We start from the raw sequence: 19,766 nt of genomic DNA, 5'->3' as shown, positions 1-19,766 counted from the left end.
CCCACCCGCACCCGACGACACCACCCCAACCAGCCGCCCCCTCACCTGCCCCAGGCCGGAGGCCAAAGGCCGAAGGACAGCACAAAGGGCCGGGCACCCCTCAAAGGTGCCCGGCCCCTCAAAAGCCGGCCTCACAAACCGCGCGTCCCGCAGAGCGAACCGTCACTTCTTGCGACGCCGCCCACCCTTCTGCTGCTTACGCCGCTCCGCACGAGTAAGCCCGTCCGACTCCGACCGCACCGGCTCCTCGTCCGTGGCGAAGTCACCCTCGACGACCCCACCCTCCCCGTCGACCGTGGGCGCGGAGAAGTGCAGCCGGTCGGGCCGCTGCGGACTGTCGAGCCCCTTCGCCCGGATCTCCGGCCGAGAGGCCCCCGCCGCCCCCGCGGGAACGGCGTCCTGCTTGTCGAGCGACGGCTTCGCGTCCTCGACCGGAACCTCCTCGACCTGCTGCTCGACCTGGACCTCCAGGTTGAACAGGTAGCCGACGGACTCCTCCTTGATGCCGTCCATCATGGCGGTGAACATGTCGAAGCCCTCGCGCTGGTACTCGACCAGCGGGTCCTTCTGCGCCATCGCCCGCAGGCCGATGCCCTCCTGGAGGTAGTCCATCTCGTAGAGGTGCTCGCGCCACTTGCGGTCCAGGACCGACAGCACGACCCGCCGCTCCAGCTCCCGCATGATCTCGGAGCCGAGCTGCTCCTCACGGGCCGCGTACTGCTCGTAGATGTCGTCCTTGATGGACTCGGAGATGAACTCGGCGGTCAGACCGGCACGGTCACCGGCCGCCTCCTCCAGCTCCTCGACGGTCACCTTCACCGGGTAGAGCTGCTTGAAGGCGCCCCACAGCCGGTCGACGTCCCACTCCTCGGCGAAGCCCTCCGCGGTCTCCGCGTCGATGTACGCGTCGATCGTGTCGTTCATGAAGTGCTGGATCTGCTCCTGCAGGTCCTCGCCCTCCAGGACGCGGCGCCGCTCGCCGTAGATGACCTCGCGCTGCCGGTTGAGGACCTCGTCGTACTTGAGGACGTTCTTGCGGGTCTCGAAGTTCTGCGTCTCGACCTGCGACTGCGCGGAGGCGATGGCACGGGTGACCATCTTGTTCTCGATCGGCACGTCGTCCGGCACGTTCGCCATCGACATGACGCGCTCGACCATCTGCGCCTTGAAGAGCCGCATCAGGTCGTCGCCCAGGGACAGGTAGAAGCGGGACTCGCCCGGGTCGCCCTGACGGCCGGAACGACCGCGCAGCTGGTTGTCGATACGGCGCGACTCGTGGCGCTCGGTGCCCAGCACGTACAGCCCGCCGAGGTCCTTGACCTCTTCGAACTCGGTCTGCACGGCCTTCTCGGCCCGCTCCAGGGCGGCCGGCAGCGCCGAGGCCCACTCCTCGATGTGCTCCTCGGGGTCGAGGCCGCGCTGGCGCAGCTCCGCCTCGGCGAGGTCGTCGGGGTTGCCGCCGAGCTTGATGTCCGTACCACGGCCCGCCATGTTCGTGGCGACGGTGACCGCGCCCTTGCGGCCGGCCTGGGCGATGATCGGCGCCTCGCGGTCGTGCTGCTTCGCGTTCAGCACCTCGTGCTGGATGCCGCGCTTGCTGAGCTGCTGCGAGAGGTACTCGGACTTCTCGACCGAGGTGGTGCCGACCAGGATCGGCTGGCCCTTCTCGTGCTTCTCGGCGATGTCGTCGACCACCGCGTCGAACTTCGCGACCTCGGTGCGGTAGATCAGGTCCGACTGGTCCATGCGGACCATGGGCCGGTTGGTCGGGATCGGGACGACACCGAGCTTGTAGATCTGGTGGAACTCGGCGGCCTCGGTCATCGCCGTACCGGTCATACCGGAGAGCTTGCCGTAGAGGCGGAAGAAGTTCTGCAAGGTGATCGTGGCGAGGGTCTGGTTCTCGTCCTTGATGTCCACCCCTTCCTTCGCCTCGATGGCCTGGTGCATGCCCTCGTTGTAGCGGCGGCCGGCGAGGATACGGCCGGTGTGCTCGTCGACGATCATGACTTCGCCGTCGATGACGACGTAGTCCTTGTCCTTCTTGAAGAGCTCCTTGGCCTTGATGGCGTTGTTCAGGTAGCCCACCAGCGGCGTGTTCACCGACTCGTAGAGGTTGTCGATGCCCAGCCAGTCCTCGACCTTGGCGACACCGGGCTCGTGGATGGCGACCGTGCGCTTCTTCTCGTCGACCTCGTAGTCGCCGGTCTCCTCGATGCCCTTGAGGGTGTTGCCCGCCTCGCCCTTCTTCAGGCGCGTGACGAGCTTGGCGAAGTCGCCATACCACTTGGTGGCCTGGTCGGCGGGGCCGGAGATGATCAGCGGCGTACGGGCCTCGTCGACCAGGATCGAGTCGACCTCGTCGACGATCGCGTAGTTGTGGCCGCGCTGCACCAGTTCGTCCTGCGACCACGCCATGTTGTCGCGCAGGTAGTCGAAGCCGAATTCGTTGTTCGTGCCGTACGTGATGTCGCAGCCGTACTGCTCGCGGCGCTGGGCCGGCGTCATGTTGGCCAGGATGCAGCCGACGGTCAGACCCAGGAACTTGTGGACGCGGCCCATCATCTCGGAGTCGCGCTCGGCCAGGTAGTCGTTGACCGTGATGAGGTGGACGCCGTCTCCGGAGAGGGCGTTCAGATACGCGGGCAGCGTGCCGACCAGGGTCTTGCCCTCACCGGTCTTCATCTCGGCGACGTAGCCGAGGTGGAGGGCGGCGCCGCCCATGATCTGCACGTCGTAGTGGCGCTGGCCGAGGGCGCGCTTGGCGGCCTCGCGGACGGTGGCGAACGCCTCGGGCAGCAGGTCGTCGAGGGTCTCCCCGTCGGCGTACCGCTGCTTGTACTCATCGGTCAGGGCTCGCAGCTCGGCGTCGGAGAGGTCAACGAAGTCCTCTTCGATGGAGTTGACCTGGTCCGCGATGCGGTGCAGCTTGCGCAGGATCTTTCCTTCGCCTGCACGCATGATCTTCGAGAGGACGGACACGGGGGTTTGTCTCCTTGCCGGTCGGGCCTGGGACGGTCGGTTTCACTGACAGTTCAATGACAGAGTCAAATCAACAGAGTCACATCACAGCTTGAGCAACGGCCATCGTAAGCGAGGACCCCACCGCGCCGGGAGGTCTGCATGTGACAGCCATGGAGACAACGGGCGGAGGATGCGGAAGGTGCCGCACCGACACCACGAAAGGTGACGACGGCCTCACTCAGAGCGAAAGTGATGGCTTCCGTACCGAAGCCCGCGCAGAATCGGCCGATGGACCCCGTCACCCTGACCTCCGAACGACTCCTGCTGCGCACGGTGGGCGCGCACGACACCGCCGCCGTCTTCGACGCCGTCCAGGATCCCGACATCCAGCGCTGGACCACGATCCCGTCGCCCTATCTGCGGGAGCACGCCACGGCGTTCACCGAGCAGATGGTGCCCGACGGCTGGGCGGACTGCTCGATGTTCACCTTCGGTGTCTTCCTGCCCGTGAGCGGTGAACTCGTCGGCATGCTCGCCCTCACGATGCGTTCCCTGGGCGTCGGCGAGATCGGCTTCTGCGCGGCGAAGGAGCACCGGGGCAACGGCTACATCACCGAGGCCGCCCTCACCGCCGCCCGCTGGGCGTTCACCCAACGGGCCATGGACCGCGTCGAGTGGCGGGCCGAGGTGGGCAACACGGGCTCCCTCGCGGTCGCCGAACGCGCCGGATTCACCCTGGAGGGGACTCTCCGCGCCGGCGTCAACAACAAGGGCGTACGCCGCGACTGCTGGGTCGGCTCCCTGCTCCCGTCGGACCTGGGGCTGCCGTCGGCGACGCCGTACCTGCCCGCTCCCCGGCCGGCCTGACCGTCCGCTCGCCCCCTCCGTCCGCGTGAACGCCCAGGTCGGAAGCGATTGTCAGTGGCACCGCCTATCGTGCGGACCATGACGAGTCTGCCGCGCCCGACCGCCGAACTCTCCGCCGACGAGGCCCGCCGGATCGCCCTGCGCGCGCAGGGCTTCCTCGGCGCCCCCGACCGCAGGGGCGGCGTCCGGGGCGTGCTGCGACATCTGGGCGCGGTCCAGCTCGACACCATCTCCGTCCTGGCCCGCTCCCACGAACTCATCCCGTACGCACGCCTCGGCGCCGTCGGCCGCAGAACGGTCGACGACGCCTACTGGACCCCGGCCCCGGCCGGTACGAGCCCGGCGCGGCCCCACGCCTTCGAGTACTGGTCGCACGCGGCCTGCATCCTCCCCGTCGAGGAGTGGCCGCACTTCGCCTTCCGCCGCCGCGCCTACCGCGCCCGCCCGCACTGGAACCACGCGCTGCCGGACGGCACGTACGACCAGGTCATCAAGCAGCTGCGGGCCGAGGGGCCGCTCACGGCCACCGACTTGGGCGGCGCGAAGAAGACCAGCGAGTGGTGGGACTGGTCGGGCACGAAGGTCGCCGTCGAGCGCGCGCTGATGTACGGAGAGGTGGTGTGCACGGAGCGCCGCGGCTGGAAGCGGGTGTACGACCTCGCCGAGCGGGCGATCCCGGACACCCTGCTGCACGACGAGCTGGACGACGCGGAGTGCCTGCGCCGCCTGGTGGCGCTGGCGGGCCGGTCCCTGGGCGTCGGCACCCGCGCGGACATCGCCGACTACCACCGCCTCAAGGGCGAGCAGGTCGACGCGGTGATCGCGGAGTCGGGCCTGGTCCCGGTCACGGTGGAGGGCTGGTCCAAGCCGGCCTGGGCGGATCCCGCGGCGCTGGGGACGACCCCGCGCGGCCGGCACCGCACCACGCTCCTGTCCCCGTTCGACTCACTGGTCTGGGACCGGGCGCGCACGGAGCGGATCTTCGGCTTCACCCACCGCCTGGAGGCCTACGTCCCCAAGCCCAAGCGGGTGTACGGCTACTTCGCCATGCCGGTACTGGCCGGCGGACAGCTCGTCGGCCGCGTCGACCCGGCCCGCGAGGGCACCACCCTGATCGCCAAGCAGGTCACCCTGGACACCCCCAAGTCCGTCCCGGCGGTGGCCCAGGCCCTCGTGGAAGCAGCCACCTGGGTCAACTGCACGGACATCCGCGTGGAAAGAGCCAACACCCCGGCCCTGCGCGACGCCCTCACAGCGGAACTGGCAGGACGACTGGGCTAGGGTCCGGGCTTTTCAGGGGTAACTCACGCCGCCCCTACCGGATCTCGAGAATCTTCTCCCGCATCGCGTACACCACGGCCTCCATCCTGGAGTGCAGCTGCAGCTTCTCCAGGATGTTCCGCACGTGGTTCTTCACGGTGTTCTCGGAGATGAACAACTCCTTGGCGATGTCCCGGTTGTTCATCCCGGTCGCCACCAGCTTCAGGACCTCCAGCTCACGATCGGTGAGCCGAGGCGCCGGCACCAGCCGCCGCTCGTCCGTGCGCTGGATCATCGACTTGAACTCGGTGAGCAGCTTCGAGGCCATCGAGGGGCTGATCTGCGACTGCCCGTCCGCGACCGCGCGAATGGCCGTGGCCACCTCGTCCGTGGAGATCTCCTTCAGGAGGTACCCCGTGGCCCCCGCCTTGATCGCGTCGTAGAGGTCGGCCTCCTCGTCACTGATCGTCAGCATGATGATCTTCGCGCTGGGGGCGACCTCCTTGATGGACGTGCACGCCTCGATCCCGCCGCGCTTGGGCATCCGTACGTCCATCAGCACGATGTCCGGCAGCAGATCGGCGGCCTTGTCGACCGCCTCGGCACCGTCCCCCGCCTCCCCGACGACCTGGATGTCCTCCTCGGCGGCCAGCACGATCTCCAGGCCGCGGCGGAAGAGGGCGTGGTCATCCACGACAAGGACGCGAATGGGCTCCTTGCGCGGGGCGCCCGTGTCCGGGCCCACGCCGACGACGCCGTCGTCGGCATCCTCGTCACGCATCGGTCCGAAGCTGTCCGCCATGGTTCCTCCCCCTGAAGGCCGTGGCCTGTGTTCCTGTGCCGACGCCAACCCGGCGCGACGGCACACCGGTTGAGGCCGGTACGGCCATGATTTCATGCCCCGACGACAACGGGATGACAGAGCGGGGCACGAAGGGGTCGCACACCGGTGCCCCTGGGGGCGCACGGGCACTCCAGGGGCACCGGCTCAGCGCTCACCGGGCGGGGTCAGCCGCCGAGCGCCCCGCCTGCGGGGGCCTGCTGCGCCTCGGCGACCATCGGGTCCGTGCTGAGGTGGATGACGCCGTAGTCGTACGCGTGCCGCCGGTAGACGACACTCGGTTCCTTGGTCTCGGAGTCGACGAACAAGTAGAAGTCGTGCCCGACCAGTTCCATCTCGTAGAGCGCCTGGTCCAGCGACATCGGGGACGCGACGTGGGTCTTCTCGCGGACGACGAGGGGGCCGTCACCCTTCACCTCGAGGGAGCCGATCTTCTTGGTCGGCACGTCCTCGGGCTCTTCGTCGTGGACGACACTGCCGTTCCCGTCGAGCGTCGCCGCGTCCGGGACGTGGTCGACGACCTCGGCGGCCGAGATCCTGCGGGCGCCGCGACGGGTGTAGCGCTTGTCGTGCTGCTTGCGCAGCCGCGCCTCCAGCTTGTCCGCCGCGAGGTCCAGCGCCGCGTACGGATCGCTTGCCGCCGCCTCTGCCCGGATCACCGGACCGCGGGAGTGAAGTGTGATCTCCACTCGGTCGGAGCGGTCGGCCTGCCGGGGGTTCAGCTCCTTGGACACCTCGACGTCCAGGCTGATCACCTTGCCATCGAGCTTCTGGATCTTCTCCAGCTTCAGCTTCTCGGCCACGTGCTTGCGGAACCGCTCGGGCACCTCGGTCTTGCGGCCCTTGACGACGATGTCCACGCAGAACTCCGTTCCCGGATCGCTCCGCTTCGACGGCGGAGCATCTCCTTTTTGCACCAGGCTCCAGCGCGTTCCGGAGCCTCGGACTCGGTGACTTCCACCTCCTCCTCCCCCGCGGGCAAGATCTCCACCCCACCGTCCCGGGTGAATGAGGAAAACCCACGGCGCGGCATTCCGATATGCAAGGGACGGCGACCGCCATTCCCTCACAACCGAACATATCTCGCCTGGACGGATGTCGTCACCCTCTACTGCCGTGTACCTCCATTGAAGTGAATGGAACCTCTTACTACCTGCAACGACGCAAGTCCGCTGTCAGTTCCGGTTTATTTCGAAAGAAACTGGAGATGTCGCGATCACTGCCGCGACAACCCGGTCTTCCGTGCTGTTCGCGCCCTTCTTTTCCCTGACCGCTGCTTGCCGGTCTACACCTGTCATCGGTGCCCGTCCCGCCGCTTCTTCCGTCGTTCTGGTTGTTACCCGGCCGTAGAATCCGCCCTTTTCCGGGAGAACGGCCCTCAGGGCCCGCGCCGCCTCGGCCAAGGAGGCGCCCGTCGTCATCAGATCGTCGACGAGCACGATCCGTCCGCCGCCGCTGCCCAGCAGCCGTACTCCCCCGGGAGCCGCCTCCAGGGCACCGGCGAGATTGTCCAGCCGCTGACGCGCGTCGAGCCCCGACTGGTCGGCCACGGCACGCCGTTGCCGCAGGAGGGCCAGCACCCGGGCCGGCGTCCCGGTGCGCCGCAGCTCGGCCGCCGCGGCGAACGCGATCCGCCGCACGGGGTCGTGCCCCCGCGCCCGCACGGCCCACCGCGCCGACGGCACGGGAACCAGCAGCACGGGACGTCCACCAGCGCCGAGCCCCGCACGCACGGCCCCCGCCAGGGCCACGCCGAGCGGCCCGGCGAGCGCCAACGCCCCCCGTTCCTTGTGGGCGAGGAGCGCCGCCCGCACCCGGTCCTCGTACGGAGCCGCCGCGTGCACCACCGGCAGTCCCGGCGGCTCAGGCTCCGGTCGCACCCGGCGCGGTACGTCCCCCGTCAGGGCGGCACGGCACTGTGGGCAGAGCACCGTGCGAGGCCGTCCACAGCCTCCGCACTCGGCCGGAAGCACCAGGTCGGTGAGGTCCTGCCACCACCCCCGCATGCCCACCACTGTGCCAAATCCCCGAGCACCGGGACCAGCCCTGTGGACAACTACCTGTGGACAACTCGCCACCGCACACACCGGCGCGCACACAGCCGCAGACACCGGCGCGGCTCGGGACTCATCCCGGATAGACCGGCGCCATCCCCGTCTCCACCACGGTCTGCCACTGCGAACCCGTCGACAGCCGCACGATCCCGTCCTCCGAGTGCGCGACCAGCGGCAGCCGTTCGTCCTCGGAGGCGGCGATCTCCTTCACCCCGGTGAGCGCGGACGGAGCCGGGCCGACCGGCGTGGACCCGTCGACCTGGACGTACTGGATCTGCTGCACGCCACGGGCCTCGCGCCCGACCACGACCAGGCGGCTGTCGCCCGCCCAGGACATGGCCGTGACCTCCTCCAGCTGCGGTGCCACGGCCCGCAGTTCACGGATCGCGACGGCGCCCTTCCCGCTCGCGTCGCCCGCACCCCGCGCGTCCGCGCGTTCGATCCGCCCCATGAGCAGGGTCGTGCGGTCGTCGTCCCGCACCACCAGCGCGATCCGCACCCCGTCCGCGGCCACCCGCACCGCCTCGATCCGCCCCTCCAGGCCGGGTGTCCTGACCACCAGCGGGTCGCCCGCGCCCTTCGACAGCAGGAGCAGCCGGGAGCGCTTCGGGTCGCGGTCGGCCACCCACAGGTCACCGCTCGCGTCCCAACTGGGCGTCGTCAGGCCGTCGTCCGGGGACGTGGCCTTGCTGCGCAGCACGGCCTCCCCGAGCGAGCCGCCCGACGCGAGGGACCCCACGTACATCGAGCGTCCGTCGACCGACACCCCGGCGGCGGTGTCCTCGTCCCGCGAGACCGCGGCCGCCCGCAGTTCCTTGCCCCCGTCGCCGAGCGCACCGGGCACCGGCTCGGGCTCCTGCTCGCTGCCGGCCCCCGGTATCCGGACCAGCCGCTTCTCGCCGTCGATGAAGTACTCGTACTCGGCGCGCTTGGCCGGGCCGTGCGCGACGTAGATCTCCGCCCGGTCGCCGCTGAGCACGCACGACTGCGTACCGTCCGAACGCTGCAGCTCCACCTCGTCGATGCCCGTGGGCGTCAGGTCCTGGAGCGTGAACAGGATCTGGGCGGCCATCTCCGTGCACACGGCCTGCCCGACCCGGTCGGCACTGGCGTTCAGCGGCACCGTCAGCCGGTTCTGGTCGTCGGGCGTCAGCGACTTGACGCCCTTCTTCAGCGCCGTACCGGTGGGGAAGCTCGACCTGACCACCGGCTTGAGCCAGCTCGTCGGGCCCTTCAGGACCGAGCGGACCATCTGCGTCACCGGGTCCACCTGCTCCCGTACGTAGACGGGGTCGGCGACCGCGCCGAGCTGGTCGTCGGTCCTGCCCTCGGTGTTCGAGGCGAAGTAGTACTTGTTGACGGACTCGTAGTTGCGCTGGAAGTCGGACATCCCCATCACCAGGCCCGGCGGCGGGGCGTCGATGCGCCACTCCTTGGCGCCGTCCGCGGCCTTCCGCTCCGTGAGGTGCACGGTCGCGTTGTACGCCCCCTCGGCAGGCTTGTAGGCGAACTGCGAGTCCACCGTGGCGACCTTGGTGCCGATCAGCGAGTAGGCGTAGTCACCGGTCGCCTCCCGGCTGCCGCTGTGCTGCGCCGCGGTGTTCGGGCCGTCCGCGAGCACCGTCGTCGACTCGTTCGGACGCCACTCCTGCGACGCCTTGTCGGTCAGGTACTTGCGGGCCGTCTCGAACTCCGGGTCGTCGCTGGTCAGCGCTTCGAGGAAACCCTGGACTATCTCCTCCGGCTGCGCGTTCTCCCGGGGTGGCATCGCGAAGACCCTGACCTGCGCGTCCGGCCGCTGGGAGGCCTCGACGTCCCGCAGGTCCCCGCCGTCCGGCATCGACGCGCACCCGGCCAGCAGTACGGTCCCGCAGACCGCGTACACCGCCGTGCGTACCGGACGCCGACGGCCGCCCCGATCGCGGTCAGCGCCCACGAGACCCCTCCTCATGCTTCACCTGTTCCGACGGCGACCCCGACGGCGGTTCCGACGGCGACTCCGACGGTGGAACCGAAGCCTGTTCCGGCACCGCGTCCGCTGTCGCGTCGGACATCTCTTCCGAGATCGCTTCCGGTGCCTCTTCCTGCGTCGCGGCCGGGCCGCGGGTCTCCGCCGTGGGTCGCGGCACCACACGCGCGCCGCTGCCGGGCAGCGCCGCCGGGTCCACCGCTCCCGCCACCCTGGGGGCGCGCGCCGGCATCGGCGGCACCGCCCGCTCCCCGGCGGGCTGCGCCGGTACGGTGGCCAGTTTCTGGGTGCCGCCGAGCGGCAGCCCCGCGTCGTTCAGGCCGCGGTTGCGCCGCGAGTCCTTGGGCTCCAGCGGTATCGGCGAGCCCCGCAGCGGCTCGTCCGCCGTCCGCGGCAGCGTCAGCCGGAACTGCGAGCCACCGCCCGGTTCGCCCCACGCCTGCAGCCAGCCGCCGTGCAGCCGCGCGTCCTCCAGGGCGATGGACAGGCCCAGGCCCGTACCGCCGGTGGTGCGCGCGCGTGCCGGGTCGGCCCGCCAGAAGCGGCTGAACACCCGGGTCGCCTCACCGGGCTTGAGCCCCACTCCGTAGTCGCGCACCGCGATGGCGACCGCTCCGCCCGCGGACGCGAGCTTGACCACGACGTCCTTGCCCTCGCCGTGCTCCACGGAGTTGACCACGAGGTTGCGCAGCACCCGCTCCACCCGCCGGGTGTCCGCCTCGGCGACCACGGGCTGCTGGTCCCCCACGACGCGTATGCGGGTGCCCTTGCGCTCGGCGAGCGGCTCGGCCCCGCTGATCACCCTGCGGACGACCTCCCGCAGGTCTATCGGCTCGGCCTCCAGGGCCGCCGCGCCCGCGTCGAAGCGGCTGATCTCCAGCAGATCCGCGAGGAGCGTCTCGAACCGGTCCAGCTGGTCGGCGAGCAGCTCGGCCGACCTGGCGGTCATCGGATCGAAGTCCACGCGCGCGTCGTGGATGACGTCGGCCGCCATCCGGACCGTCGTCAACGGCGTACGCAGCTCGTGCGACACGTCGGACACGAACCTGCGCTGCATCCGCGACAGGTCCTCCAGCTGCTGGATCTTCAGCTGGAGGTTCTGCGCCATCTTGTTGAAGGCTTCGCCGAGCCGCGCGATGTCGTCCTCGCCGGTGACCTTCATCCGTTCCTGGAGGCGTCCCGCGGACAGCCGCTCGGCGATCCCGGCGGCCATCCGTACGGGCGTGACGACCTGGCGCACCACGAGCCACGCGATCGCTCCGAGCAGCACCACGACGAAGAGACCCGCCGTCGCGAGCGTCCCCTTGACCAGGCTGAGCGACTTCTCCTCCTGCGTGAGCGGGAAGAGGTAGTACAGCTGGTACGGGTCGCCCTTGGGGTCGTTGACCTGGATGCCGATGATCAGCGCCGGCTGGGACTCCTGGCCGTTGGTGTAGACGATGCGCGTATAGCTCTGGGTCGCGCCCCGGCCGCCGTCCACCCGCTCGCGCAGGTCCTGGGGCACGCTGAGGCTCGGGTCGACATAACCCGAGGCGCGCGGGCCGAGGCCCCTGCTGCTGTCCGAGGTGGTGGTGCCGAGGGTCACGACGCTGAACGCGCCCTGGCCGCCGCTGGAGAGCGACTCGACGAGGGAGCTCATCCAGCCGCTGACGTTCTGGACGGGGTTGTCACCCGGGTCGGCGCGGTCGTCCCCGCCGGTGCCCTTCGCGCTGTCGGCCTCCTGTTTGGCGACCGTGAAGCCGCCCGTGGCCTGGCTCTGGGAGGCCTTCACCTTGGCGTCCAGCAGGCCGTTGCGCACCTGCCCGATCACGACGAAACCCAGCAGCAGGACCACACCCAGCGACATCAGCAGGGTCGTGACGACGACCTTGAGCTGGATGTTGCGCCGCCACAGCCGCATGACCGGCAGCAGCGGACGGCGCACCCAGCGCATGAAGAGCCGCAGGACCGGGCTGCCCTGGACACCGCCCTGGAGCAGCCCGCCCTCGACGAGCCGTCCCCAGTGGGAGCCCGTCATCTTCCGGCCGACAGGCCGCCCCGGGCGAGCCCCCGGCTCGCCGGGCGCCGGAGCGGCACTGTCCCGGGACACGTCAGCTCGGTCCGGCCTTGTAACCGACGCCACGGACGGTCACCACGATCTCCGGCCGCTCCGGGTCCTTCTCGACCTTGGAACGCAGCCGCTGCACATGGACGTTCACCAGACGGGTGTCCGCCGCGTGCCGGTAGCCCCACACCTGCTCCAGGAGCACCTCACGCGTGAACACCTGCCACGGCTTGCGGGCCAGCGCCACCAGCAGGTCGAACTCCAGCGGGGTGAGCGCGATCGAGGCGCCGTCCCGCTTCACAGAGTGACCGGCCACGTCGATGACAAGATCGCCGATCGCGAGCTGCTCGGGCGCCGGTTCCTCGGACCTGCGCAGCCTGGCCCGGATCCGGGCCACCAGCTCCTTTGGCTTGAACGGCTTGACGATGTAGTCGTCCGCTCCCGACTCCAGGCCGACCACGACATCGACGGTGTCGCTCTTCGCGGTGAGCATCACGATCGGTACCCCGGACTCCGCCCTGATCAGGCGGCACACCTCGATGCCGTCCCGGCCGGGAAGCATCAGGTCCAGGAGCACCAGGTCGGGCTTGCTCTCACGGAAAGCGGCCAGCGCCTTGTCGCCGTCGGCTACGAAAGACGGCTCAAAACCTTCACCACGCAACACAATGCCGAGCATCTCGGCCAGTGCGGTGTCGTCATCGACGACAAGGACTCGTCCCTTCATAAACGACATCATCCCATTAACTAAATCGTTACCTGGCGTGACCTGTCACACAGCTCCGCGAGCGCCTCGGTCGTGACGGGCGACACGACGCCCTCCTCGGTGACGATCGCCGTCACCAACTCGGGCGGCGTCACGTCGAAAGCCGGGTTGTACGCCTGGGTCCCCAGAGGTGCCACCGGTATCCCGCCTCCCGCTTCGACTCCCGCCACGGGCACCAGCGGTGCTGTGATCTCGGTCACTTCATGACTGGCACGCTGCTCGACCTCGATCGATGCTCCGTTCGGAGTGGCCGGGTCCACCGTCGTCAACGGCGCCACCACGATGAACGGCACGTGGTGGTACCTGGCCAGCACCGCGAGCGGATAGCTCCCCACCTTGTTCGCCACCGAACCGTCGGCGGCAATCCGGTCCGCTCCGATGAGCACCGCATCCACCTCTCCCGCCGAGAACAATGACCCGGCAGCGTTGTCCGTGAGCAAGGTGTACGCCATTTGGGCGCGCGCCGCCTCATACGAGGTCAGGCGAGCACCCTGCAGCAACGGGCGTGTCTCGTCCACCCAGAGCCTGCGCAGCCGCCCCGCGCGGTGCGCCGCGAGCGCCACGGCGAACGCCGTCCCCTCCCCGCCGGACACCAGCGCGCCGGTGTTGCAGTGCGTGAGAATCCGGTGGTTTCCCCCCGGCAGCAACTCGTCGAGAAGCGTCAGACCGTGCACGGCCATACGCCCGCTGGCCTCGGCGTCTTCCAGGTGGAGTGCCCGCGCGGCGGCCAGCGCGGCCGCCGCTGCCTGCTCCTGGCCGCCCCCGGCCCGCAGGGCGGCCAGATGGGCCTCCTGCGCCCGGCGCACCCCGTACGAGAGGTTCACCGCGGTGGGCCGCGCACCCGCCAGCGAGGCCGCGGCCTCGTCCACGTCGAACCCCCGGGCGGCGGCGAGAGCGACCCCGTACGCCCCGGCGATACCGAGCAGCGGCGCCCCGCGCACCGCGAGCGACCGGATCGCGTCCACCAGTGCGGGCGCGTCCGTGCACACCAGCTCGACCTCCTCGGCGGGCAGCCGCGTCTGGTCGAGGAGGACCAGCACGGGTCCCTCCGGCGGCTCGTCCCATCGGATCGCGGGTATCTCGGGGGGCCGGTTGTCCTCGCGGAACTGCGCGTACTGATCAGCCATCCGCCCAGTCTGCCCCGTACGAGGCGGACAATTGAAGGTGTGCAGCCCATACGGCACCCGGTCACTTCCCGGCCGCACCGTGACACGATGGGCTGCCAACCTGCCGCCGCGACCGCGGACGGGCACCGTGAAGGAGCGACGATGAACGACACTCCGGGCTGGGCATCGCCCGGATCTGCCCCCTCCGACGGGCAGAACGGACAGGAGCCGACGCCTTCCGCCCCTGCCCGGCCCACCGACCGGCCCGGCCCACCGCACCCCTCGGGAGAGCCGGCTCAGCCGGGCTCCACCCCGTCCGGTCCGGGCCCGAAGTGGTCCAAGGAGCAGCCTCCGCCCGCCCAGTGGCCCTCGCCGGGCGGCCCGCAGGGCGCCCCGCCCCAGGCCCCGCCACCCCCGCCCGGCCCCGGCTGGGGCGGCCCGCCTCCCCCCGGCCCCGGCGGTCCGGGCGGATACGGCGGCGGCTACGGGCAGGGCCCTGGCGGCCACCCAGGCTGGGGAAGCGGCTGGGGCGGTCCGCCGCCCGCGGCCAAGCCCGGCGTGATCCCGCTCCGCCCGCTCGGCGTCGGTGAGATCCTCGACGGCGCGGTGTCGACGATGCGTACGCACTGGCGCACGGTCCTCGGCATCTCGCTGACCGTCGCGGTCGTCACCCAGATCGTGGTGATCCTCCTCCAGGGCTTCCTGCTGGACGACAGCGGCAGCGCGGACGTCCTCGAGGACCCCGACGCCACCGCCGGGGAACTGACCCGCGCCCTGGGCGACACCCTGCTGAGCTCCGGTGTCATCCTGCTCATCACCCTGCTGGGCACCATCGTCGCGACGGCCCTGCTCACGACCGTGACCAGCCGTGCCGTCCTCGGCAAGCCGGTGACCACCGCCGAGGCCTGGCGCGACGCCCGGCCCCAGCTGCTCAGGCTCTTCGGCCTGACCTTCCTGCTGCCGCTCATCGCGGTCGCGATCACCGCCGTGGGCATCCTGCCCGGCGTCCTCGTCGGCCTCGCGGGCGGCGGCGACGGCGGTGTCGCGCTCGCCGCCCTCGGCGGCCTGGCCGCGGCCTTCGTCGCCCTCTGGGCGATGATCCGCCTCTCCCTGGCCTCGCCGGCGCTGATGCTGGAGAAGCAGGGCGTCCTGAAGTCGCTGAGCCGCTCCGCGAAGCTGGTCCGCGGCTCCTGGTGGCGGGTCTTCGGCATCCAGCTCCTCGCCACGATCATCGCGAACATCCTCGCGTCGATCATCGTGATCCCGTTCGCCGTACTCGCCTCCGCGCTCGGCGGCGACGGCATCAGCGGGCTGCTCGACACCGGCGGCGGCGACCTCGGCTGGACGTTCCTCATCGTCAGTGGCGTCGGCTCGGTGATCGGCTCCATGCTCACCTTCCCGATCACCGCCGGTGTCGGTGTGCTCCTCTACATCGACCAGCGCATCCGCCGCGAGGCCCTCGACCTCGACCTGGCCCGCGCGGCCGGCGTCCAGGACTACGGACCGGGCGCCCCCGGCTCCACCGCGGGGAGCTGACGGAGTGAGTCCGGCGGGGGGAGTTCTCAGTACGGCACTGGCACTGGCGCAGTCACGCGGCGACGGCGAACCGCCGGTGACCGTCCCGCGCGACCCCGCGCGGGAGGCCGCCCGGCACGAGCTGTCGAAGCGGATGTACCACGAGAACGACCCCAGCCTGCTCCGAAGGGCCCTGAACGCCTTCTGGGAGTGGGTCGACAAACTGCTCGGCGCCGCCTCCTCGGCGACCCCGGGAGGCGGACTCGGCCTCCTGGTCGTCGTCCTGGCGGCCGTGGCACTCCTGGGCGCCCTCTGGTGGCGACTCGGCTCCCCCCGCCGCGGCCCCTCGTCCGCGGCCCCGCTCTTCGACGACCGGCCGCGCAGCGCCGCCGAGCACCGCGCGGCCGCCGAGGCACAGGCCGCCCAAAGCCACTGGAACCAGGCCGTCCAGGAACGCATGCGCGCCGTCGTGCGCTCCCTGGAGGAACGCGCGCTGCTCGACCCCCGCCCCGGGCGCACCGCCGACGAGGCCGCCGCGGAAGCAGGCCGCACACTCCCGGCCCACACGGAGCGGCTGCGCGCCGCGGCACGGGACTTCGACGACGTGACGTACGGCGGACGGTCGGCGGACCCGGAGACGTACCACCGCCTCGCGCAGCTGGACCGCGACCTGGAACGCGCCAGGCCGGTCCTCACGAGCAGCGCCGCCGACACGAACCACAGCGCCCACCAGGGGGCAGCCCGATGACCTCCGAGGCCACCCTGCCCTCCAGCCCGGCGCCCTCCTCGGCACCCTCCCCCGCGCCGCCGTCCACGTCGGACTCGCCCACCGTCCGTCAGGTGTGGACCCGCTCGCGCGGGATCCTGCTCGCCCTCGTGATCCTGCTGACCGCCGCCGTCGTCATCGCCGTCGTACGCTCCGGCGCCCGGCACGGCAGCCTCGACCCGCGCTCCGCCGACCCCGCCGGCAGCCGCGCCGTCGCCGAACTCCTCGCCGACCAGGGCGTGTCCACGCGCGTGGTGACCACCCTGGCGGAGGCGGGCCGCGCGGCCGGCCCCGACACGACACTCCTGATCACCGGCCCCGACCTGTTGACCGACCGTCAACAGGGACGCCTCCACGCCGCGTTCGGGAGCTCCGGCGGGCGCACCGTCCTCGTGGCCCCCGGCACCCCGTCCGTCGGCGCCCTCGCGCCCGGCGTGACGGCGGACCCCACCCCCAGCTTCGACTCCGCGCTCCGGCCCGGCTGCACCCTGTCCGCGGCCCGCCGAGCGGGCACCGCCGACACGGGCGGCATGCGCTACTCGACGAACGCGCCCGGCGCCGACTCCTGCTACCCCAGCGACGGCCTGGCCACCCTGCTGCGCGTGCCGGCATCCCAAGGGAACGGCGACACCGTCGTACTCGGCGCGCCCGACATCCTTCAGAACGACCGCCTCGACGAGCAGGGCAACGCCTCCCTCGCCCTCCAGCTCCTCGGCTCCCGCCCCCATGTGGTCTGGTACCTCCCCTCGCTCTCCGACGACTCGGCCACCGAGGCGGGTGACCGGAGCTTCCTCGACCTGATCCCCTCCGGCTGGCTCTGGGGCACGCTGCAGCTCTTCATCGCCGCGGTGCTCGCCGCCCTCTGGCGCGCCCGCCGCCTCGGCCCGCTCGTCCCCGAACGGCTCCCCGTCGCGATCCGCGCCTCCGAGACCGTCGAAGGCCGCGCCCGCCTCTACCGCAAGTCCAACGCCCGCGACCGCGCGGCCGGCGCCCTGCGCTCCACCACCCGGACCCGCCTCGCCCCCCTCGTCGGTGTCTCCCCCGCTCAGGCGCACGCGCCCGAAGCCCTGCTCCCCGCTCTGTCCGCCCGGCTCCACCGGGAAGGACAGTCCCTGCACGCCCTCCTCTTCGGGCCGCCGCCCCGCGACGACGCGGCCCTCATCGATCTCGCCGACCAACTCGACGCCCTCGAAAGAGAGGTACGCCGTCCATGATGGACCCGACCACTGACAACGCCGGGAGCACCGGGAATCAGGGCTCAGCCCGCGACTCCCTGGAAGCCCTGCGCGCCGAGATCGCCAAAGCCGTGGTCGGCCAGGACCCCGCCGTGACCGGCCTCGTCGTCGCCCTCCTGTGCCGCGGACACGTACTCCTCGAAGGAGTGCCCGGAGTCGCCAAGACACTCCTCGTGCGGGCCCTCGCCGCCGCGCTGGAACTCGACACGAAGCGCGTCCAGTTCACCCCCGACCTGATGCCCAGCGACATCACGGGCTCCCTCGTCTACGACGCCCGCACCGCGGAGTTCTCCTTCCAGCCCGGCCCGGTCTTCACGAACCTCCTGCTCGCCGACGAGATCAACCGCACCCCGCCCAAGACCCAGTCCTCGCTCCTCGAAGCGATGGAGGAACGCCAGGTCACGGTCGACGGCACGGCACGCCCGCTCCCCGAGCCGTTCCTGGTCGCCGCGACACAGAACCCGGTCGAGTACGAGGGCACGTACCCCCTCCCGGAAGCCCAACTGGACCGCTTCCTCCTCAAACTGACGATCCCTCTCCCCTCCCGCGAGGACGAGATCGACGTCCTCACCCGGCACACGGAGGGCTTCAACCCCCGCGACCTGCGCGCCGCCGGCGTACGCCCCGTGGCGGGTCCGGCAGACCTCGAAGCGGCCCGCGCGGCCGTCGCCAAGACCGCGGTCTCCCCCGAGATCACCGGCTACGTGGTGGACATCTGCCGCGCCACCCGCGACTCGCCGTCCCTCATCCTCGGCGTCTCACCCCGGGGCGCGACGGCGCTCCTCGCCACGGCCCGCGCCTGGGCCTGGCTGACCGGCCGCGACTACGTCATCCCCGACGACGTGAAGGCCCTCGCGCTGCCGACGCTGCGCCACCGCGTACAGCTCCGCCCGGAGGCCGAGATGGAGGGCGTGACGGCCGACTCGGTCATCAACGCGATCCTCTCCCACGTCCCCGTACCCCGCTGATGGCCCTCACCGGCCGCGCCGCCCTCCTCGCGGCTCTCGGCACCCTCCCCGTGGGCCTCTGGGAGCCCGGCTGGACAGGCATCCTCGCCGTCAACGCCCCGCTGGCCCTCGCCTGCGCCTGCGACTTCGCCCTGGCGGCACCGGTACGCCGGCTCGGTCTGACCCGCTCCGGCGCCACCTCGGTACGCCTCGGGGAAACCGCCGACGTCACCCTCACCGTCACCAACACGTCGAGCCGCCCCCTGCGCGCCCGCATCCGTGACGCCTGGCCCCCGAGCAGCTGGCAGCCCGGCGCGGAAGTCACCGCGTCCCGCCACCAGGTGACGGTCCCGCCGGGCGAACGCCGCCGTGTGACGACCCGCCTGCGCCCCACCCGCCGCGGCGACCGCCAGGCCGACCGGGTCACCATCCGCTCGTACGGTCCCTTGGGCCTCTTCGCCCGCCAGGGCAACCACAAGGTCCCGTGGACGGTACGCGTCCTGCCGCCTTTCACCAGCCGCAAGCACCTGCCGTCGAAACTGGCCCGGCTGCGCGAACTCGACGGCCGCACCAGCGTTCTGACCCGCGGTGAGGGAACCGAGTTCGACAGCCTGCGCGACTACGTTCCGGGCGACGACACCCGCTCGATCGACTGGCGCACCACCGCCCGCCGGCCGAAGGTCGCGGTACGCACCTGGCGTCCCGAACGCGACCGGCACATCCTCCTGATCCTGGACACGGGCCGCACCGCCGCGGGCCGCGTCGGAGACGCTCCCCGCCTCGACGCCTCCATGGACGCGGCCCTGCTCCTGGCGGCCCTCGCGTCCCGCGCCGGCGACCGGGTGGACCTCCTCGCCTACGACCGCCGGGTACGCGCGCTGGTACAGGGACGAGCCGCGGGCGATGTCCTTCCCTCCCTGGTCAACGCCATGGCACACCTGGAGCCGGAACTCGTCGAGACGGACGCCCGCGGCCTCACCTCCACCGCGCTCCGCACAGCGCCCCGCCGCTCACTGATCGTGCTCCTCACGACCCTGGACGCGGCCCCCATCGAGGAGGGCCTGCTTCCGGTACTCTCCCGCCTCACCCAGCGCCACACGGTCCTCGTCGCCTCGGTCTCCGACCCGCACATCGAGCGCATGGCCACGGCACGGGGCAGCACCGAGTCCGTGTACGAGGCCGCGGCGGCGGCGCAGGCCCAGACGGAACGTCACCGCACCGCCGAGCAGCTGACCCGACACGGTGTCACTGTCGTCGACGCGACGCCGGACGATCTGCCGCCGGCTCTCGCGGACGCGTATCTCGCTCTCAAGGCGGCAGGCCGTCTCTGACCCACACCGGATCACCGGTGGAAAGGAGTCTTCGCGGGTAGGGGGTCTGCACGGGAACGCAAAAAAGCCCCCGCACCGAAGTGCGGGGGCTCTCTCACAATAAT

At 71.1% G+C, this 19,766-nt stretch carries 15 protein-coding genes; 7 read left to right on the top strand and 8 right to left on the bottom strand.

The features are described 5' to 3' along the window. Nucleotides 1-162: 162 nt before the first annotated feature. Complete coding sequence (gene secA, locus ACLVWQ_RS12485) at nt 163-2,982, bottom strand: preprotein translocase subunit SecA (RefSeq protein ID WP_414108499.1); 2,820 nt, start codon at nt 2,980-2,982, stop codon at nt 163-165. A 270-nt stretch (nt 2,983-3,252) separates the two neighbouring features. Between secA and ACLVWQ_RS12480 the strand changes: the two genes are divergently transcribed. Both ACLVWQ_RS12480 and ACLVWQ_RS12475 read left to right on the top strand, forming a co-directional pair. After that, complete coding sequence (locus tag ACLVWQ_RS12480; RefSeq protein WP_414108498.1) at nt 3,253-3,831, top strand: GNAT family N-acetyltransferase; 579 nt, start codon at nt 3,253-3,255, stop codon at nt 3,829-3,831. A gap of 78 nt (nt 3,832-3,909) precedes the next feature. Beyond that, nucleotides 3,910-5,112 carry a winged helix-turn-helix domain-containing protein gene (locus ACLVWQ_RS12475; protein ID WP_414108497.1) on the top strand — a complete coding sequence of 401 codons (1,203 nt, stop codon included), beginning with the start codon at nt 3,910-3,912 and terminating at the stop codon, nt 5,110-5,112. A gap of 34 nt (nt 5,113-5,146) precedes the next feature. Here the strand turns inward: ACLVWQ_RS12475 and ACLVWQ_RS12470 are convergent, their stop codons facing one another. From ACLVWQ_RS12470 to mtnA, 7 genes are all read right to left on the bottom strand, one after another. Then, complete coding sequence (locus ACLVWQ_RS12470) at nt 5,147-5,893, bottom strand: response regulator (protein ID WP_414108496.1); 747 nt, start codon at nt 5,891-5,893, stop codon at nt 5,147-5,149. Nucleotides 5,894-6,099: 206 nt separating this feature from the next. Continuing rightward, entirely contained in the window at nt 6,100-6,792 is a 693-nt protein-coding gene (hpf, locus tag ACLVWQ_RS12465) for a ribosome hibernation-promoting factor, HPF/YfiA family (RefSeq protein WP_414108495.1), read from the bottom strand. 315 nt (nt 6,793-7,107) lie between these two features. Continuing rightward, entirely contained in the window at nt 7,108-7,938 is an 831-nt protein-coding gene (locus tag ACLVWQ_RS12460; RefSeq protein ID WP_414108494.1) for a ComF family protein, read from the bottom strand. A 121-nt stretch (nt 7,939-8,059) separates the two neighbouring features. Next, on the bottom strand, nt 8,060-9,922 hold the full coding sequence (locus ACLVWQ_RS12455) for an LpqB family beta-propeller domain-containing protein (RefSeq protein ID WP_414108493.1): 1,863 nt from the start codon (nt 9,920-9,922) through the stop codon (nt 8,060-8,062). After that, nucleotides 9,912-12,044: an MtrAB system histidine kinase MtrB gene (mtrB, locus tag ACLVWQ_RS12450; protein WP_414108492.1), complete on the bottom strand. Its 2,133-nt coding sequence runs from the start codon at nt 12,042-12,044 to the stop codon at nt 9,912-9,914. The genes ACLVWQ_RS12455 and mtrB overlap by 11 nt, the downstream gene beginning before the upstream one ends. A 1-nt stretch (nt 12,045) precedes the next feature. Further along, nucleotides 12,046-12,735, bottom strand: coding sequence for a two-component system response regulator MtrA (gene mtrA, locus ACLVWQ_RS12445; RefSeq protein ID WP_188114266.1), 690 nt, complete (start codon nt 12,733-12,735; stop codon nt 12,046-12,048). An 8-nt stretch (nt 12,736-12,743) separates the two neighbouring features. Continuing rightward, a complete protein-coding gene (mtnA, locus tag ACLVWQ_RS12440) occupies nt 12,744-13,889 on the bottom strand; it encodes an S-methyl-5-thioribose-1-phosphate isomerase (protein ID WP_414108491.1) in 1,146 nt (381 codons plus the stop codon). 141 nt (nt 13,890-14,030) lie between these two features. On the opposite strand from mtnA, the gene ACLVWQ_RS12435 reads away from it, so the two are divergent. Genes ACLVWQ_RS12435 through ACLVWQ_RS12415 form a run of 5 tightly spaced genes read left to right on the top strand, consistent with a single transcriptional unit; the run spans nt 14,031 to nt 19,662 of the window. Continuing rightward, the gene (locus tag ACLVWQ_RS12435) at nt 14,031-15,404 is read left to right on the top strand and encodes a hypothetical protein (RefSeq protein WP_414108490.1); all 1,374 of its coding nucleotides are present in this window, start codon (nt 14,031-14,033) and stop codon (nt 15,402-15,404) included. Between the two features lie 4 nt (nt 15,405-15,408). Next, nucleotides 15,409-16,131 (top strand): DUF4129 domain-containing protein, encoded by a 723-nt coding sequence (locus ACLVWQ_RS12430; protein ID WP_414108489.1) that lies wholly within the window; start codon nt 15,409-15,411, stop codon nt 16,129-16,131. Next, on the top strand, nt 16,128-17,363 hold the full coding sequence (locus ACLVWQ_RS12425) for a DUF4350 domain-containing protein (RefSeq protein ID WP_414108488.1): 1,236 nt from the start codon (nt 16,128-16,130) through the stop codon (nt 17,361-17,363). Before ACLVWQ_RS12430 ends, ACLVWQ_RS12425 begins: the two co-directional genes overlap by 4 nt. After that, nucleotides 17,363-18,352, top strand: coding sequence for an AAA family ATPase (locus ACLVWQ_RS12420; protein ID WP_414108500.1), 990 nt, complete (start codon nt 17,363-17,365; stop codon nt 18,350-18,352). Before ACLVWQ_RS12425 ends, ACLVWQ_RS12420 begins: the two co-directional genes overlap by 1 nt. After that, a complete protein-coding gene (locus ACLVWQ_RS12415; RefSeq protein WP_414108486.1) occupies nt 18,352-19,662 on the top strand; it encodes a DUF58 domain-containing protein in 1,311 nt (436 codons plus the stop codon). Before ACLVWQ_RS12420 ends, ACLVWQ_RS12415 begins: the two co-directional genes overlap by 1 nt. Nucleotides 19,663-19,766: the final 104 nt, after the last annotated feature.

The sequence above is a fragment of the Streptomyces sp. CWNU-52B genome (assembly GCF_047444975.1).
In the GTDB taxonomy this organism is placed as follows: Bacteria; Actinomycetota; Actinomycetes; order Streptomycetales; family Streptomycetaceae; genus Streptomyces.
This window is presented reverse-complemented; position numbering and strand designations above follow the sequence as displayed.

Bases quoted from the DNA above. Each gene is read 5' to 3' on its own strand.
- ACLVWQ_RS12480 (WP_414108498.1), top strand. From the start codon at position 3,253: ATGGACCCCGTCACCCTGACCTCCGAACGACTCCTGCTGCGCACGGTG.
- ACLVWQ_RS12475 (WP_414108497.1), top strand. From the start codon at position 3,910: ATGACGAGTCTGCCGCGCCCGACCGCCGAACTCTCCGCCGACGAGGCC.
- ACLVWQ_RS12470 (WP_414108496.1), bottom strand. From the start codon at position 5,893: ATGGCGGACAGCTTCGGACCGATGCGTGACGAGGATGCCGACGACGGC.
- ACLVWQ_RS12460 (WP_414108494.1), bottom strand. From the start codon at position 7,938: ATGCGGGGGTGGTGGCAGGACCTCACCGACCTGGTGCTTCCGGCCGAG.
- mtrA (WP_188114266.1), bottom strand. From the start codon at position 12,735: ATGATGTCGTTTATGAAGGGACGAGTCCTTGTCGTCGATGACGACACC.
- mtnA (WP_414108491.1), bottom strand. From the start codon at position 13,889: ATGGCTGATCAGTACGCGCAGTTCCGCGAGGACAACCGGCCCCCCGAG.
- ACLVWQ_RS12435 (WP_414108490.1), top strand. From the start codon at position 14,031: ATGAACGACACTCCGGGCTGGGCATCGCCCGGATCTGCCCCCTCCGAC.
- ACLVWQ_RS12425 (WP_414108488.1), top strand. From the start codon at position 16,128: ATGACCTCCGAGGCCACCCTGCCCTCCAGCCCGGCGCCCTCCTCGGCA.
- ACLVWQ_RS12420 (WP_414108500.1), top strand. From the start codon at position 17,363: ATGGACCCGACCACTGACAACGCCGGGAGCACCGGGAATCAGGGCTCA.
- ACLVWQ_RS12415 (WP_414108486.1), top strand. From the start codon at position 18,352: ATGGCCCTCACCGGCCGCGCCGCCCTCCTCGCGGCTCTCGGCACCCTC.